The following is a 16,512-nucleotide window of genomic DNA, read 5'->3' on the forward strand; positions in this document are numbered from 1 at the left end:
TCATTCAGCGCCCTACTCGGTAGGGCGCCTGAGCTCTAGCTAGCTGAAGTATCTGATCCGTAATCGACTGGCCGCAGGGATCAGACTTAGTGATACCACTAACCCTTTGATTAGCTTCCACATTTTAGTGATTAACCGGCTGAATGCAGGGGTCAGTCTTCCCGCATGTGCCGCTCCTTCCTTTCCTGCCGCTCCTTCGCTTCAATGCTCAATGTCGCAGTTGGCCGCAGTAGCAAACGCCGTAACCCAATGGGCTCTCCTGTCTCTTCGCACCATCCGTACTCCCCTCGCGAGATCCGCTCCAAGGCTTCGTCTATCTTGTCCAGAAGCTTCTTCTCCCGCTCAAGAAGGCGTAATTGCCACTGGCGCTGCTCCTCGACGGTGCCCAAATCAGAAGGGTCGCTGCTAGGCTCGAACTCTCGCATGAGCTGGAACTCGCCAGATATTCGCTCCTGCAGCTCCGTACGCTGTGACAGCAGCAGGTCTCGGAAGAACCCCTGTTGCGCGGCATCCATGTAATCGTCAACTGGCAGAGAAAGCAGCTCTTGTTCCGTCATGTCGGTCACTCTCGCACGATAATTTGGGTAGTCAGGAGCGTTGCGCGCTGAATGCCAAAGGCAGCCCTTGGCAACTCTCATTCACGCATCCGTCATGCCAGGCCAGTTGGCCAGAAACTACGGTCGTCGTTACTCGGTGCCGCAGCTGGTGATTTTTGAACGGTGTCCACTGACAATGGGCAAGGATCGGGTCAAGGGCAACCGGTCGTGGCTCATCTAGACGCTCAACGAGAGCGAGATCCGCCCAGTACCCCTCACGCAAATATCCGCGCTCCTGGATCGCGAACAAGTCTGCAACCGCATGACTAGTCTTCTGCACGAGCTGGGTAATCGGCAGTACACCTTCTTCCACCAGCTCAAACAGGGCAGGAAACGCATGCTGAACCAGGGGCAACCCAGATGGAGCCGATGCATAAGCCCTCTGCTTCTCCTCCAGCGTATGAGGGGCATGGTCAGTACCGATTACATCGATTCGATCACATAGCAGCGCCTGCCGCAGAGCATCACGATCCTCTCGGCTCTTAATGGCAGGATTGCACTTGATCAGATTGCCAAGGCTTGCGTAATCGTGGTCATCGAACAACAAATGGTGCGCGCAAACCTCGGCGGTAATCTTCTTGCCTGCCAGCGGGCCTGGCTCGAATAATTTCAGCTCCTTAGCCGTGGTCAAGTGCAGGACATGTAGGCGCGTGCCAAACTTATTGGCAAGCTCTACTGCCAAGCTGGAAGATCGGAAACAGGCTTCCGCATCCCGTATTACGCGGTGCATCGCCGGCGTGATGAAATCACCAAATTGCTCTCGGTAACGAGCCTCGTTGGCCAAAATTGAAGGTGTATGCTCACAGTGCGCGAGCAAGATCGTCGGCACATTGGCAAACAGCCGCTCGAGCACACGTGGATCGTCAACGAGCATGTCTCCCGTCGACGCGCCCATGAATACCTTCACACCTGCGACCTGCCGCGGGTCAAGACTGGCGACCACGTCCAGATTGTCCTTGCTGACGCCAAAGTGAAAGCCGAAGTTTGCGACTGACGAAGCGGCGGCTCGGGCTTTCTTATCTTGAAGCGCGGCGAGGGACAAAGTAGCCGGGTTTGTATTGGGCATGTCCATGAAGCTGGTAATACCACCAGCAACAGCGGCTCGGGACTCACTCGCCATGGTTGCCTTGTGCGCAGCGCCGGGCTCACGAAAGTGCACCTGGTCGTCGATCATTCCTGGCACAAGCCAGCGCCCGTGAGCATCAATTTCGACGGAGGCATTAATACCATCGATGCTGCCTGCAATTTTCTCAATTCGGCCATATGCAATGAGAACGTCAGCATCAAACACCTCTCCCTCATTCACCAGGCGAGCGTTTCTGATGAGGATACGAGTCATGATTTGACCACTCCAGGGCTACTCTCCACCACGACCTGGTCGCCCTCGATGACGTTGTAGAAACAGCTACGCCGCCCGGTGTGGCATGCAGCACCTACCTGATCGACGAGGAGCAGCAGCGCATCGCCATCACAGTCCAAACGAATCTCCTTAACGTGCTGCACATTTCCTGAGGTCTCGCCTTTGCGCCAGAGACCATTACGGGAGCGTGACCAATAACAGGCCCGGTGGGTATTCAAAGTTTCCTGGAGAGCCTCCTCGTTCATCCAGGCGAGCATCAGCACCTCTCCGCTGTCGTGCTGCAGGGCGATCGCCGCTATGAGCCCTTGTGGGCTCCATGGCACCTGACTGAGTACGTCGCTGAGGGCAAAACGGCTTCCCGCCTCCGCCCGCTCGAGCTTGAGGAACATGATCTGTGACCCATAATTCATTAGTTATGTTATAACATATCACGTTTTTCGATATTCTGAGTACCTCCCTCACAATTTTAAACCCTAAAGGTAAGCATTCATGACCGAAGCCCCTCCCGCGCTCCTCACCACCGAACCTTACGCCGATACTGAATTGGCGTGCCTCGCCGGAGCGAAAGCCGCTCTCTATCGGTGGGCTGCAACCGTTGCCACTCGAGATGTCGACAAGGTTCTTGAGCTCTACGCCCCTGATGCCATCTTGGTACCAACCTTGTCCAACCAAGTGCGCGATTGCAACCATAGCCGCCGCAATTACTTCGAGAATTTCTTGGCGAACGACGGCTTGGTCTGTGACATCCAGGTCTTCAAAAAACGCGTAAGCAGAAAGCTTGGCACCGTCGTAGTCGGGGGACTCTACACCTTCGTCTACCGTGACGGTGGCGAGCAAAGGATTGTACCCGCACGATTCCTCTTCACCTTCGAACGCATCAATGAAGAGTGGCTGATTACCGGTCACCACTCGTCAATCGAAGCCTGATAGAGCCCAGGTTCGCCACTCAAAACGGTCGAACCTGCACCCCCCCCCGGTTACCCAAAAATTGCGAAGTCTATGAATCAAATTTCAAGCCTAGGAAACTTCCCTGCAGTTCGTCTTCGCCGCAACCGCGCTGACGACTGGACTCGCAGGCTGGTAGCCGAAAATACACTGTCTGCGAACGACCTGATCTGGCCAATTTTTATCAAAGAGGGCTCCGGAAAAAACGATCCCGTTGCCTCCATGCCAGGCCAAGTACGCGTCACGCTCGACGAACTCATAGAGCATGCGGGGAAGGCAGTAGATCTCGGCATTCCAGCCATCGCGCTTTTTCCCGCAACCTCGCCCGATCGCAAAGATAGCGAAGGCAGTGAAGCTACAAACCCAGAGAATCTGGTGTGCCGAGCCGCCCGATTGCTGAAGTTGACCTACCCTACGCTGGGCCTTATCGGCGACGTGGCTCTAGACCCCTATACCGATCATGGTCATGACGGGGTACTGCGTAATGGCTTAGTGGCTAACGATGAAAGCCTTAAGGTGTTGGCACGCCAGGCGGTGGTTCAAGCACAGGCAGGAATCGATACGCTTGCTCCGTCAGATATGATGGACGGGCGCATTGGCGTATTGAGAGCCGCCTTGGATTCTGCCGGCCTCACAGAGGTGCGACTGATGTCCTATGCAGCCAAGTACGCATCCGGCTTCTACGGCCCATTTAGAGATGCACTTGGCTCATCCGGCGCACTGAAGGGCGACAAGCGTACATACCAGATGGATCCCGCCAACAGCGACGAGGCGCTACGCGAAGTTGCACTGGATCTCCAGGAAGGCGCAGACATGGTCATGGTCAAGCCTGGCATGCCTTACCTAGATGTTATCCAGCGAGTGAAAGCCACATTCGCTGTGCCGACTTTTGCGTACCAGGTAAGCGGCGAGTACTCGATGATCAAAGGAGCCATCGATAACGGCTGGCTTGATCCGGACAAGGTCGTGCTGGAGTCACTCATGGCATTCAAACGAGCTGGCTGCAGCGGTGTGCTGACCTATTTCGCCATTGAGGCCGCCGAGCGCTTGAAGCGCGGCTGAGGCCCACGGAGAGCAGCCCAAACGAGCGCCGTCAGAGTTGGCAGCGCTCAACAACGGCTCTCTCTCCACTTTAGGCCATTCCCATACGAGCCATCGCTGCGATGAGGCTGCCTGGCGGCGGCTGCTGACGGAAGTATCCATCCACTCCAGCAAATATCGCGTCAGCCACTTTGCGCTGATGCCGCACGTCATGCAGTCTTCGACAATCACCCGCATTGGAAATGAAGCCGGTCTCGACCAGAATCGATGGAATAGCTGCAGACTTAAGCACTGCAAAACCTGCCTGCTCAACCTTCGACTGATGTAAGCCCGACACATCTCCCAGCCGCGACAACACCTGATGACCAAGATCCAAGCTGGTTGAGATAGTCGCATTCATTGACATATCGAGCAGAACGCCAGCGACCATCGGGTCGTTTTTTCGAAGCTTCACTGCCAGACCACCCCCAACGGAGTCGGCGCCATTTTCTCGCTCAGCCATCCATCGAGCCATGGAGGAGGTAGCACCACCCTGCGAAAGCGCAAAGACTGATGCACCTGATGCGGTCAATCTAGGCGCGGCATCCGCATGCACAGACACGAAAAGATCGGCATTCAATCGCTGCGCCAGCTCAGCTCGTTTACGCAACGGGATGAAGATATCGTCGGTGCGCACCAGCCGAGCTTTATAACCCTTTTGTGCATTGACTCGCTTAGCCAGCAATGTCGCGATTTGCAAGGCAACAATCTTCTCTTGTTCACCCTTGGCGCCCACCGCGCCCGGATCCTTCCCTCCATGCCCAGCATCGATCACTACCAGCAAATCGCGATTGGACTTACCCTTCGGCGGCTCCAGTGCAGCCTGGGTCGCACCAGCTGCCGCGGCAACCCTGAACGAGGGATCAACCAACTCCAGCTCCAATCTGTGGCTTCCAGCCGAGACAGGTCGTAGCTCTCCACGAACTCCTGAATTAGCCAGATCCAGAACAATCCTCAGATCGCCTGCGGGCGTCTTCCCGCTCCGAATTGCTCGAACAGGAGTACCGTCAAGCGCTAGGTTACTCAATGGCGCGTTTAGCACGGCCTGTTGAAGATCAAGCACTAGGCGCGGCGGAGATTCTAAGCTGAAGCTGTTGGCGATCACCGGGCCGCTCAGATCGAGCAAAAACCGAGTAGCACCTCCTGACTGACTGACACTCACCCGCCTCACCGCCTGAGCTGCATGCACAGTCAGCGAAGCCGGCAGCGCCAACCCAGCCAAGAGAAATTTGAGCAAGCTGCGTCTGTCCATACACCCTTCCATTTCTTCATTTTTCTCATCCAACCACGCGGGAACTCGGCATTTCTCAGCCTCTGTCCGCCCAGAACGCGCGCATGCTCGCGACATTTTTTGTGGCGTGGAGCATTATGTTACGTTATAACGTAAACATTATGGATGACATGACTCAAGTTTCACGTTCGACGCGGGGCCTGCATGCGACTCACCACTAATCAGCAATTGGTTCTGGCCACCCTTCAGCAATCAAGTACGCCACTTAGTGCGTACAAGATCCTTGAGAGCTTGAAGGATGAAGGCTTCAAAGCGCCCATACAGATCTACCGGGCGCTTGGAAATCTTGCCAAAAGAGGCCTTGTTCATCGCCTGGAGTCTCTGAACGCGTACGTGAAATGTGACCCGTCCTCTACCTGCGACAACGGCGTAAGGGCGTTCGCGATCTGCGACTCATGTGGTCGGGTCGATGAGTTTCTCGTGCCTTCGCTTGACAGGTATTTGGGTACCTGGGTGAAGAAAAACGTGTTTGCACTGGGCAGCTCAACCATAGAGCTGCACGGGAAATGTGCCGACTGCTGCAAGCTTGAACACACCTCTAAAGGCTAGCGACTACGAGTAGTACGCCTACACCATATCTTACCGTGAGGGCTCCTGATGATAGTCCCAACCCCTAACTCGAGTGAAGCCCATAAGCTTCCCGTAACCGTATTGTCCGGATTCTTAGGAGCAGGAAAAACCACGCTACTCAATCACATCCTGAACAATCGCGAAGGCCGACGTGTCGCCGTAATCGTCAATGACATGAGTGACGTGAATATAGATGCTGCCCTCGTGCGTGACGGAGGCGCAGAGCTCTCACGCACGGATGAAAAACTGGTTGAAATGAGTAACGGCTGCATCTGTTGCACCCTACGGGAAGACCTACTGCTTGAGGTGGATCGCCTTGCCAAGGAGGGGCGATTCGATCAGTTGGTCATTGAGTCCACCGGCATTTCTGAGCCACTGCCAGTGGCGGAGACCTTCACCTTTGAGGGCGAAGATGGGCGCAGCCTCGGCGAGGTAGCTCGCCTCGATACCATGGTCACCGTCGTGGATTCCTTCAACTTCCTCAGAGACTACAGCTCACGCGATAGCTTGCAGGCGCGAGGCGAATCGCTGGGAGAGGAAGATGTTCGCACGGTAGTCGATCTGCTGATTGAGCAGATCGAGTTCTGCGACGTGATCGTCCTCAATAAAATTGATCTGGTCAGTGAGGATGAGCGGCGACAATTGATCGCCATCCTCAACAGCCTGAATCCCCGAGCGAAGATCGAGATCTCCGAGTTCGGCAAAGTCCCACTGGATCGTGTGCTGAATACAGGCTTGTTCGATTTCGACGAGGCCTCGCGAGCCCCCGGCTGGCTGCAGGAAATGCGTGGTACTCATACGCCTGAGACGGAAGAGTATGGGATCCGCAGTTTCGTATACCGCGCCCGACGCCCCTTCCATCCCGAGCGTTTCCATGAGCTGGTTGAAAGTGAATGGCCAGGCGTCGTGCGCTCCAAAGGCTACTTCTGGCTCGCCAGCGAGCCAGCTATGGCCGGTAACTGGTCGCAAGCAGGCGCAGTGGCCAGACATGGCCCAGCGGGCTATTGGTGGGCAGCCATCCCGCAAGACCGTTGGCCGACGGATCCCGAGTCCGTCGAAGACATTCGCGCTAAATGGGAAAAGGACGTGGGCGACGCACGACAAGAGCTCGTACTCATCGGCATGGACATGAATGAGCCAGCGCTGCGAGCCAGCTTTGATGCATGCCTCCTCACAGATGATGAGATGGCTCTAGGCCCGAAGGGCTGGATGAAGCTTAAAAACCCGCTTCCTGGCTGGAATTAAATTGTAAGAGCCCTCCCGTGATTGGGAGGGCCAGTAACCTGCGGATAAAGAACATGAGTGCAGCACTTCCCGACGTTTCCGTCACCGACATTGCTCCGACACTTGGCCCCCTGGAGTGGGTTGGTATGCAAGGAATCGACCTCCCAGTCACGATTGACGAGCCAGGCTATCATCGCGAGCTTCACGCCAGAGCAGACGTGCAAGTCGACTTGCCTGCGCCCCAGGTGAAAGGCATCCATATGTCTCGCCTCTATCGATTGCTGGACAGCTGGGGACAAGAGGCGCACATCTCGCCGGAGCATGTGCATACATTGCTGAGCAGCATGATCGACAGCCACCGCGACTGTGATAGCCGAAGTGCACGGCTTCGGCTCGATTTTGATCTTCTCATCCGCCGCCCAGCGCTCGTCACGGAAGGTTTATCGGGGTGGAAGTCATACCGTGTTCAAATGAACGCATCGCTGGTGGGAGATAAATTTGCGCTGAGCGTTGAGTGCACTGTTGGCTACTCGTCTACATGCCCTTGCTCCGCGGCGCTGTCTCGCCAGCTGATTGAGGCGAGTTTCCTCAACTCATTCTCAAACCAGCCACTCGTTGATCCGACAACCGTCGCGAAATGGTTGCGAGCGAACGCGTCAGTTGCAACGCCGCACAGCCAGCGCAGCGAGGCACGCGTATGCGTTTCGGTTGAACGCACTTCCACCAGCCTAGGGTTGCTATCTTTGATTGAAGCTGTTGAGAATTCTCTAGGTACTCCAGTCCAAACCGCAGTCAAACGGGCTGATGAGCAAGCATTCGCAGCACTTAATGGCCAGAACCTGATGTTCGTCGAGGATGCCGCTCGTCGGATTCGCGCAGCACTCACCGAACACCAGAATCCTAAAGTTCATGTGCGGCACCTGGAGAGCCTGCATCCTCATGATGCAGCTGCCTGGTCTTCACCTTTTGACCAGGGTTCGCACCATGAGCAGTGAAGCACGCAGCTCGCTGATCCCCGTCACACTGCTGACTGGCTTCCTCGGCAGCGGCAAAACGACATTGTTAAACCAGTTGGTGAGACAGCCGGAATTTGCCAACACGCTGATCATCATCAATGAATTTGGGGAGATGGCACTCGACCATCTTCTCGTCACCCACAGTAACGAGAACATCGTCATGGAATTGGGCAGCGGCTGCGTCTGCTGCACAATTCGTGGAGACCTCGTCCAGACATTGCGGGACATCACGTGGCGTTTCTCTCGGGAGGGGAACCGCCAGTTTGACCGCGTATTGATTGAAACCACCGGCCTGGCAGATCCTGCCCCGATCATTCACACCCTGATGACGCATGCACAGATCGCCCCCAAATATCGACTGGATGGTGTGGTAGCGACAGTAGACCTAGCCAGCGGCATGGCTACGCTTGATCACCATCAGGAGGCGATCAAACAAGCTGCTATGGGAGATGTACTGCTGTTGACCAAAGGTGACCTGGTGAGCCCCGAGCATAGGGCAGAGCTTCTCCAGCGCCTGTCAGACATCAACCCTGCAGCACCTCGCTGGGAAATCAAGAACGGCCATCTAGAGGCAAGCAAGATTCTGGGCCTTGGCCTCTTCACTCACGAGGGTAAGTCACCCGATGTTGAAGGCTGGTTAAACGAGCATGCATACAAGGCCACCTCTACCCCTAAATTCCAGATCACGCCTCAACCTGAAAAGAGTACGAGTCAAGGGTTGTTCTCTGCAGGCTTGCGAGCACCGCAACAGGACGTAAACCGTCATGGCGACCGGATTCGTGCGTTCTGCTTCACCATCGACAGCCCAATCAGTGAGCTTGCTCTGGAGTGCTGGCTAGAGGTGTTGATGACGTTACTGGGAAGCAACATTCTCCGGGTTAAGGGCATCCTCAACATTGAAGGGCGCGACACGCCGATCGCCCTGCACGGTGTTCAGCACATCTTCCATCCGTCCGCTCCACTACCCGCCTGGCCGACTGACGACCGGCGTTCCCGTTTGGTTTTCATCACTCAGGACGTCACACGAGAAATGATCGAGGCGACCTTCAGGGCCTTCAAAGACAAGGCGGGACATATCGAAGGCATCAGCGTATGACGTCGACCATCAAACTTCACAACACGCTCACTCGAGAGAAAGAGGCACTGCGCACTGAGCGGCCTGATCGGGTGACCATGTATGTCTGCGGCCCTACCGTCTACAACTACGCCCACATCGGGAATGCTAGACCAGCCGTTGTCTTCGACATCCTTGCCAGAGTTCTGCGCCATGAATTTAAGGAAGTCGTTTACGCGCGAAACTTCACGGACGTGGACGACAAGATCAACGCGGCAGCAATTGCGTCAGGCTCTCCTATCGCGGACATCACCCGCCGCTTCATCGATGCCTACCATGAAGACATGGCAGCCCTTGGGATCGCCTCGCCCGATCTGGAACCACGCGTTACGGATCACATCCCAGAGATCATCGCGCTGATCAAACGATTGGTCGACCGGGGCCACGCCTACGTCGAACAAGAACATGTGCTGTTCCACGTCCCTTCCTACCCTGCCTACGGTCAACTGTCAGGACGCCTGCCCCAAGACATGATGGCTGGAGCGCGAGTTGAAGTTGCCCCCTATAAGCGCAGCCCGCTGGACTTCGTTCTCTGGAAACCTTCGACTCCTGAAATGCCCGGCTGGAGCAGCCCTTGGGGACGAGGTCGGCCAGGATGGCATGTTGAGTGCTCTGCGATGATTGGGCGACACCTGGGGCACACCATCGACATTCATGGCGGAGGCCAAGACCTTATTTTCCCTCACCACGAAAATGAGATCGCTCAGGGTACTTGCGCCAATGGCACTCTCTACTGCCGCACGTGGGTACACAATAGCTTCGTTACCGTGGATGCGCAGAAGATGTCCAAATCACTCGGCAACGTTTTGCTAGTCCGAGACCTTCTCGCTCAGGCACCTGGTGAAGCTATTCGATTCGCGCTGCTCTCTACCCACTACCGACGCCCAATGGACTGGAACACACAGCGCTTGCACGCTGCCGTACAGACGCTATTCCGATTTTACTCATCGCTGTCGAAAGTCAGCTCTTTGGATGTCCCTGTCGACGTGGCACCGGATGAACTGGTGCTGGAATCACTTAAGAATGACCTAGGGGTGACCGAAGCACTTGCTCGGCTGCATGTGCTCAGATCGGAGCTCGATCAGGCGGTGACAGATGAAATGCGAATGCTTGCTAAAGCAAGGCTGATCAAGTCCGCCGGACTGCTCGGCCTCCTGCAGCAAGAGCCACATGTCGCGCTGGCTGCGCTTAGGCCTCCAGTACAGCCTGTTGAGCAACCGCTCAGTCATCGACAGCATCTTGAGTCATTGCTGGAAGCAAGAAACCAAGCACGTATTGCGCGCGACTTCTCCAGAGCCGACGCTCTGCGTGACGAGTTGCTAGAAGCTGGCTTTAGCATCGAAGACAGTCCAGAAGGCTCCACGCTGCGCCCGACAGCAAGGAGCGTAATATGAGGCGGTGGCCGAACTCTATTCTGATTGCGTTGGTACGCGGCTACCAACTGTTCATCAGCCCCGTCATAGGCAATCGATGCAGATTTCACCCTTCTTGCTCGCAGTACTCAATCGAAGCACTGCGGACTCATGGCGCCCTGATGGGCAGCTGGTTGACGCTGCGCCGGCTCTTGCGTTGCCACCCACTGCATCCCGGTGGATTTGACCCCGTACCGTCGAAAGGCAACAAGGATAAAGGTGGCCCATGCTGATTCGGAAACTGTTCAAATTCGAAAACGCCCACATAGTTCGAGGCTGTAGCACCCGTCGTTGCTCTCACTCGATTCATGGGCACTCGTACAAAGTCGAGCTGCTCTTGCGCGCCGACGCCCTTGATCACGGCCAGATGGTGTATGACTTCGGGCTACTCAAAGGTGACGTTCGGGACTTGATCGACGCTTTCGATCACGCCGTCGCGATCTGGTCGCAGGATGATCCTGATTACATTGCCTCAATTCGGAGGCATTCAGAGCGCTGGGTACTCATCCCCGTGTCACCGAGTGCTGAGCAGTTCTCCAGATTAATCTTCCGCCTGGTGGAAGCCGCCTTGGAAAACACCCAAATGAAGAACGGTGAATCCGGTGTTCAGCTCCACTCTGTAATCGTGCACGAAACCGAAACGGGGTATGCGCAGTGCTTCCGCGAGGATGTTGTGAACCCCCGTATGGGCTTGATTGACCTCGACCTCATTGAGTTCTCTCCCGCGATTACTGCCCAGTGGGCTGATCCCAAGCTGTACGAACGGCTGAAGCCGAAGCCCACCATGATCCAGACCGAGCTGGAAGGTTTGTGTAGCTGATGCCCTGCGCGAGTAGCTGTGCTCGCAGCTAGAACTTGCAGTCCACCCAATTTATGACCAGGGCGTCCGCTAGCGGACGGCCCACAGTATTTTAAGACCGAGAAGCCTGTAACGATGCCAGATAACGCACACCCCTCCCCTGTTTCCATCACGCTGCCAGATGGATCAATTCGTACCTACGATAACCCCGTCACTGTCCACGACGTAGCAGCATCCATCGGCGCCGGTTTGGCACGTAGCACGGTGGCAGGAAGGGTTAATGGTCGCTTGGTGGACGCATGCGAGATGATTGACCGCGATGCTAAATTGCAGGTAATCACCCCTAAAGATGATGAAGGCTTAGACATCATCCGTCACTCATGCGCCCACCTGGTTGGCCATGCACTCAAACAGCTCTACCCGACTGCCAAAATGGTCATTGGCCCGGTGATCAATCAGGGCTTTTACTACGATGTAGCGTTTGAAAGGCCATTCACCCCGGCAGACCTCGAAGCCATCGAAGCTCGCATGCGCGAGCTGATCGCCAAAGAGTACGATGTCGTCAAGCGCATGACGCCGCGCGATGAGGCCATCCAGATCTTCAAGGCACGAGACGAAGATTACAAACTTCGTCTGATCGAGGACATGCCAGATACCCAGGAGATGGGGCTCTACTTCCACGAAGAATACGTGGACATGTGCCGCGGCCCTCACGTACCCAATACTCGCTTCTTGAAGGCATTTAAGCTGACCAAGCTAGCGGGCGCGTACTGGCGCGGTGATGCAAAAAACGAACAGCTACAGCGCATCTACGGAACGGCTTGGGCCGATGCAAAGCAGCTGTCAGCCCACCTCATTCGACTTGAGGAAGCCGAGAAGCGTGACCATCGCAAGATCGGAAGAGAACTCGACCTTTTTCATTTCGAGGATGACGCACCAGGATCAGTTTTCTGGCACCCGCGGGGATGGACGGTGTTTCAGTCTCTCATCGCCTACATGCGACGCAGACAGAATGACGCGGGCTATGTCGAAGTGAACACGCCAGACGTCATGGATCGCGGCCTGTGGGAAACGTCCGGACACTGGCATAACTATCGTGATCACATGTTCACGACCGAAACCGAGGATGGTCGCGCCCTAGCTCTCAAGCCGATGAATTGCCCCGGCGGCACCCTCCTCTATCGACACGGCCTCAAGAGCTATCGCGACTTGCCGATTCGCATGGGCGAATTCGGTAAAGTCCATCGGTATGAGCCCTCAGGCTCTCTCCATGGGTTGCTTCGGGTGCGTCACTTCACCCAAGACGACGCGCACATTTTCTGCACCCCCGAACAAATGAACGAAGAATGCCGATCCGTCGTGGGTCTAGTACTGGACATCTATCGCCAGTTTGGCTTCGAGGACGTGCGCATCAAGCTGTCCACTCGACCCGCCAACCGAATCGGCAGTGACGCAACCTGGGATCAACTCGAAGGAGCGCTTATCCACTCCCTCGAAGAAATGAACCTCGAGTACCAAGTCAATCCAGGTGAGGGGGCGTTCTACGGGCCCAAGCTTGAGTTCGTGCTGCGCGACGCTATTGGCCGCGACTGGCAGTGCGGCACACTTCAGGTCGACATGAACCTTCCTGAACGATTCGGTATCGAGTACGTCGACGAAGATGGCCTTCGCAAGCGACCAGTCATGCTGCACCGCGCCCTCTTCGGCTCTCTGGAGCGTTTCACGGGCATCATGCTAGAGCATCACTCTGGCAAGCTTCCAACTTGGCTTTCACCCATCCAAGTGGTCGTTTGCTCTATTTCGCAACAGCATGCCGACTATGTTCGAGATGTCGCCACACTGCTGCGCTGCAAGGGCCTGCGGGTTGAAACTGACACCCGCAATGAGAAAATCGGCTACAAAATCCGAGAGAAGACACTTCAACGGATTCCATTCCTCCTTGTCGCAGGCACCAAGGAGCAGGAGCAAGGAACCATCGCAGTGCGCACCAGAGACGGCAACGACCTTGGCGTGATGGACTTAAAGTCCGCAATTGAATGGTTACGAAAAGAAGCTAGTTCGCCGGATGAGCTTTCGTCTGATCACATTGTTGAAGAGGTACATAACCGCATCGCGTCCCGACTTCCATTAAATACCTGCGACGTTTGATTGTAGTTTTCCGCTTTACAAAAAAGCGCAGTTCAGCCACTGAGCTGCGCCTTCACACACGCCTACTGACCTCCTAATAAATCAGCGTTAGTCAATTCGTCCTAAGCCACTTTAAATCTTGATGGAGAGTACTGATCACACGACTGAACTCTAATTCCTCAGGGAAATTTCCCGCACTCTCATCGAGAGAGGGAGAGTTTCATGCCTCAAGAGTAATATTGATCTCCCACAGCCCAAGCAGCTCCGCCTGGGCGAGAATATCTTCTGGCGATGCATCAGGCATCACTATCCAGCTTTCGCTATCACCATAATGCAACTCAATTAGATGAATTGCTGCCTCGTGATCACTAAGAAATTTTTCTTCGAGAACCACCTGATAGCCCTTAGGCTCATCATTCAGGCGGTAATTCAGAGTAAAAATTGTCATCCATAACCTCCTAAAGCGTAAGCATCGTGATAACCGTGCTGAATACTTTTTCTCTCGCTCTGCAGGCAACGCCCGGTTCGGCATAACTGACGCGCGCACCTTTTAGTCCTGCCTTGCAGGGACATCCAACTGGAAGCCCCCTTTTCAAGTTTAGACAGCTAAATAGCTAACGAAGCGTTCTAAGCCATTAGACAAAACATGTTGTTACGTTAGGGATGTACAGCCCAGAGCTCTCCCGACTGAGACGCCGCCTATTCTACTCCCATCACGAATTTGCAGCCCCCAAATGATGAATTCCACCGTCGCTATGGGCAGAGGCGATACTCAACCCTGCGCTCCCGACACCACCTTTGATCCTGGAGAAATCAGAAAAAGTACCTGATCGAAGCACCAAGCGTTGTAGAGGGCTGCGGTACAATCACAAGTCCACCGCTCGTACCATAGGCAACTTCAGTCCCGTAGCGATGCGGTTGGAAGGTACCATATACGCTAAACTGGTAATCGCTATAGTCGTAGCTGGCCCTTAGATCGTAACGGGTATAAGGCGGCATCTCATTTTTTTCAGTCCCTATGTAGTAGGGAATGCCATCCAGGTGATAAACGTCAGCGTTAAGAGTGACTTGACCCGCCATGAATCTATTGCGGTACTGAACCCCTGCCTTGTAGGTGTGCTCTGGGACTGAAAGGAGTGCACCGGTACCCGGCGAAGGATTATTAATCTTCGCGTCAATTATGCGCCCGTAACTGGCATACGCACTGACTGTCGATGTTGCTTGGTAATTGAAGCTAGTTTCTGCCCCCCTGCGGGTAGTACTGCCGACCTGCTCGTAAACACCTGCTGAGGTCTGAACAGTTTCATTGTCGTTCTCGATGTAGTAGAACTCTGTGGTGCTCGATAAACGGTCAGAAGGACGTACTGTGAATCCAATATCGTAGGACTTTACCTTGCTTGGCCGAACACTGCTATTGACTTGGCCTCCAGTTTCACTAGGCGCTAAGGCACTGCTGCTGCCAGAGCTAATATACTCAGCCGCAGGTGAGCGGAACCCTTGAGCTACATTCGTAAAGATTTCCAGTTCTCGAATGGGTGTCCAAGCCAAGCCAAACTTAGGTGTCGTAACAGAACTATTATAACCCGTGTCAGCATCACGGAATTTCAGATTTTCGATATCATAGTCGAACCGATCATACCGAACCCCTGCCATCAACTTAACTGAATCGGTCGGCTTGTATTGACCTTGTGCAAACACCCCATATGTGATGAGATCCATATCGAAGTCGTAATAGAAATTTGGTGTAGGCTCAAAGTTTCTATACTGCTGGCGAAACGCAATTCCTTTGTCGCGCCGGACATCGGCTCCTACCATCAATGATGCCGATTCATTCGCAACGAAGTTATAGGCTAGTCGACCCCCATATATATCGCGATCATCTTTTCCGTAATTATGAGTATTGGTGCCATTAGAAATTGCTCGAACCCGTCTAAAATCCTCGTAATACGCTGTGTAGTACAGGCCCGCTTCGTCATAAGCCGGAGCACGATTGAATACGTAGGTATTCCTATTAGCGTTGCCGAAGCCGTACAGATTATCGGTATCTCGGCGACCAATCGTACCTGCTCGAAGCGCGGGCAAGTTGAGATAACCGTCATTTTTGAAGTCCGATTCGTAATGACTGAAGCGCGCAGAATATTTAACGTCGTCGATAACCTTACTCAACTTCCAGAAGTAATTGTCTCGATTGGTTTCAGCGGCCTTGCGGTATCCGTTAGTTTTGTAAATGTCGACGATGAACAGCGATTCTAAGCCCTCATATTCACCGCCCAACACCAGGTTAGTACGACGCCCATCGAAACTGGCAACGTCCAAACCGATACTGGAAGCCACGCTGCCACCATCCAGTGTCTCGATTTCCACCGCTCCAGCCCGATTCTGATCACCATACAGAGCAGACACCGGCCCTTTAATGACATTAGCGCTCCTGATCATTTGGGGAGTCAACCATTCCAGAAATACGGGGCCATGACCTGCTCCGCCTTGGCTGGACGGAATGTTCTGAGGTATACCATCAACGTAAACGGCGACGTCGGCACCGTGCGTACCATTGGTAGCAAAGCCTCGCATGCGAAATCCATTACCGGTATCGCCCTGATCGATGTTGTTGGCCACTACTCCGGGTACACGCCGGTAAATATTGGAAATATCTCGGTCAACGTTAAGCGTTTGTATGTCCTCCTGCGTGATTGAAGTCACACCCGCAGGCAGACTCTCAACAGCATTGCTCACCTTCCCGCGCGATAGTGGCTCGATGGGCTTTCTGTTTCCTCCCTCACCAGTAACCTGGATCGCCTCGAGCTCTGTGATCCCGCTTGCAGCTTCCAATTCTTCAGCCGAAATCGGTTCGGAAACGCCTAAACCTGTGCTCAACGCGGCACCGGTAAAAGCCCAAGCCCAAGCGGGGCGTCTGGAACGATACATAATGACATCCAAATGTTATGTTATAGTGTATCTTTAACCATACAGCATTGCAG

The 16,512-nt window shown here is 54.6% G+C and carries 16 protein-coding genes; 10 read left to right on the top strand and 6 right to left on the bottom strand.

The features are described 5' to 3' along the window. Positions 1-152: 152 nt before the first annotated feature. From dksA to hisI, 3 genes are read right to left on the bottom strand one after another with little or no spacing between them, the layout of a single operon-like run. Positions 153-557 carry an RNA polymerase-binding protein DksA gene (dksA, locus tag IAE38_RS14675; protein ID WP_201162921.1) on the bottom strand — a complete coding sequence of 135 codons (405 nt, stop codon included), beginning with the start codon at positions 555-557 and terminating at the stop codon, positions 153-155. Between the two features lie 31 nt (positions 558-588). Further along, entirely contained in the window at positions 589-1,935 is a 1,347-nt protein-coding gene (locus IAE38_RS14680; RefSeq protein ID WP_201162920.1) for a dihydroorotase, read from the bottom strand. Continuing rightward, a complete protein-coding gene (hisI, locus tag IAE38_RS14685; protein WP_117139612.1) occupies positions 1,932-2,345 on the bottom strand; it encodes a phosphoribosyl-AMP cyclohydrolase in 414 nt (137 codons plus the stop codon). The genes IAE38_RS14680 and hisI overlap by 4 nt, the downstream gene beginning before the upstream one ends. Before the next feature lie 100 nt (positions 2,346-2,445). Between hisI and IAE38_RS14690 the strand changes: the two genes are divergently transcribed. Together IAE38_RS14690 and hemB are read left to right on the top strand one after the other, a co-directional pair. After that, positions 2,446-2,883: a DUF4440 domain-containing protein gene (locus IAE38_RS14690; protein WP_201218137.1), complete on the top strand. Its 438-nt coding sequence runs from the start codon at positions 2,446-2,448 to the stop codon at positions 2,881-2,883. A gap of 72 nt (positions 2,884-2,955) precedes the next feature. After that, entirely contained in the window at positions 2,956-3,963 is a 1,008-nt protein-coding gene (gene hemB / locus IAE38_RS14695; RefSeq protein ID WP_117139614.1) for a porphobilinogen synthase, read from the top strand. Between the two features lie 70 nt (positions 3,964-4,033). Here hemB and IAE38_RS14700 read toward each other — a convergent pair whose 3' ends face one another. After that, positions 4,034-5,233: an N-acetylmuramoyl-L-alanine amidase gene (locus tag IAE38_RS14700; RefSeq protein ID WP_201162916.1), complete on the bottom strand. Its 1,200-nt coding sequence runs from the start codon at positions 5,231-5,233 to the stop codon at positions 4,034-4,036. A gap of 183 nt (positions 5,234-5,416) precedes the next feature. On the opposite strand from IAE38_RS14700, the gene IAE38_RS14705 reads away from it, so the two are divergent. From IAE38_RS14705 to thrS, 8 genes are all read left to right on the top strand, one after another. Beyond that, a complete protein-coding gene (locus IAE38_RS14705; RefSeq protein ID WP_117139616.1) occupies positions 5,417-5,821 on the top strand; it encodes a Fur family transcriptional regulator in 405 nt (134 codons plus the stop codon). A 48-nt stretch (positions 5,822-5,869) separates the two neighbouring features. Next, the gene (gene zigA, locus IAE38_RS14710; protein WP_201218139.1) at positions 5,870-7,087 is read left to right on the top strand and encodes a zinc metallochaperone GTPase ZigA; all 1,218 of its coding nucleotides are present in this window, start codon (positions 5,870-5,872) and stop codon (positions 7,085-7,087) included. A gap of 53 nt (positions 7,088-7,140) precedes the next feature. Beyond that, positions 7,141-8,061 (top strand): GTP cyclohydrolase FolE2, encoded by a 921-nt coding sequence (gene folE2, locus IAE38_RS14715; protein ID WP_201218140.1) that lies wholly within the window; start codon positions 7,141-7,143, stop codon positions 8,059-8,061. Further along, positions 8,051-9,178: a CobW family GTP-binding protein gene (locus IAE38_RS14720; protein WP_201218141.1), complete on the top strand. Its 1,128-nt coding sequence runs from the start codon at positions 8,051-8,053 to the stop codon at positions 9,176-9,178. Before folE2 ends, IAE38_RS14720 begins: the two co-directional genes overlap by 11 nt. Continuing rightward, a complete protein-coding gene (cysS, locus tag IAE38_RS14725; protein ID WP_201218142.1) occupies positions 9,175-10,590 on the top strand; it encodes a cysteine--tRNA ligase in 1,416 nt (471 codons plus the stop codon). Before IAE38_RS14720 ends, cysS begins: the two co-directional genes overlap by 4 nt. Further along, a complete protein-coding gene (gene yidD, locus IAE38_RS14730; protein ID WP_201162913.1) occupies positions 10,587-10,841 on the top strand; it encodes a membrane protein insertion efficiency factor YidD in 255 nt (84 codons plus the stop codon). Before cysS ends, yidD begins: the two co-directional genes overlap by 4 nt. After that, entirely contained in the window at positions 10,835-11,428 is a 594-nt protein-coding gene (locus tag IAE38_RS14735) for a 6-pyruvoyl trahydropterin synthase family protein (protein WP_201198367.1), read from the top strand. Before yidD ends, IAE38_RS14735 begins: the two co-directional genes overlap by 7 nt. Before the next feature lie 114 nt (positions 11,429-11,542). Then, positions 11,543-13,555 (top strand): threonine--tRNA ligase, encoded by a 2,013-nt coding sequence (gene thrS / locus IAE38_RS14740; protein WP_201218144.1) that lies wholly within the window; start codon positions 11,543-11,545, stop codon positions 13,553-13,555. 199 nt (positions 13,556-13,754) lie between these two features. On the opposite strand, the gene IAE38_RS14745 is transcribed toward thrS, so the two are convergent. Both IAE38_RS14745 and IAE38_RS14750 read right to left on the bottom strand, forming a co-directional pair. After that, complete coding sequence (locus IAE38_RS14745; RefSeq protein ID WP_201162910.1) at positions 13,755-13,982, bottom strand: hypothetical protein; 228 nt, start codon at positions 13,980-13,982, stop codon at positions 13,755-13,757. 365 nt (positions 13,983-14,347) lie between these two features. Beyond that, on the bottom strand, positions 14,348-16,459 hold the full coding sequence (locus IAE38_RS14750) for a TonB-dependent receptor (protein ID WP_201198354.1): 2,112 nt from the start codon (positions 16,457-16,459) through the stop codon (positions 14,348-14,350). Between the last annotated feature and the right edge of the window lie 53 nt (positions 16,460-16,512).

This window comes from Pseudomonas sp. S32, assembly GCF_016648095.1.
Classification (GTDB): Bacteria; Pseudomonadota; Gammaproteobacteria; order Pseudomonadales; family Pseudomonadaceae; genus Aquipseudomonas; species Aquipseudomonas parafulva.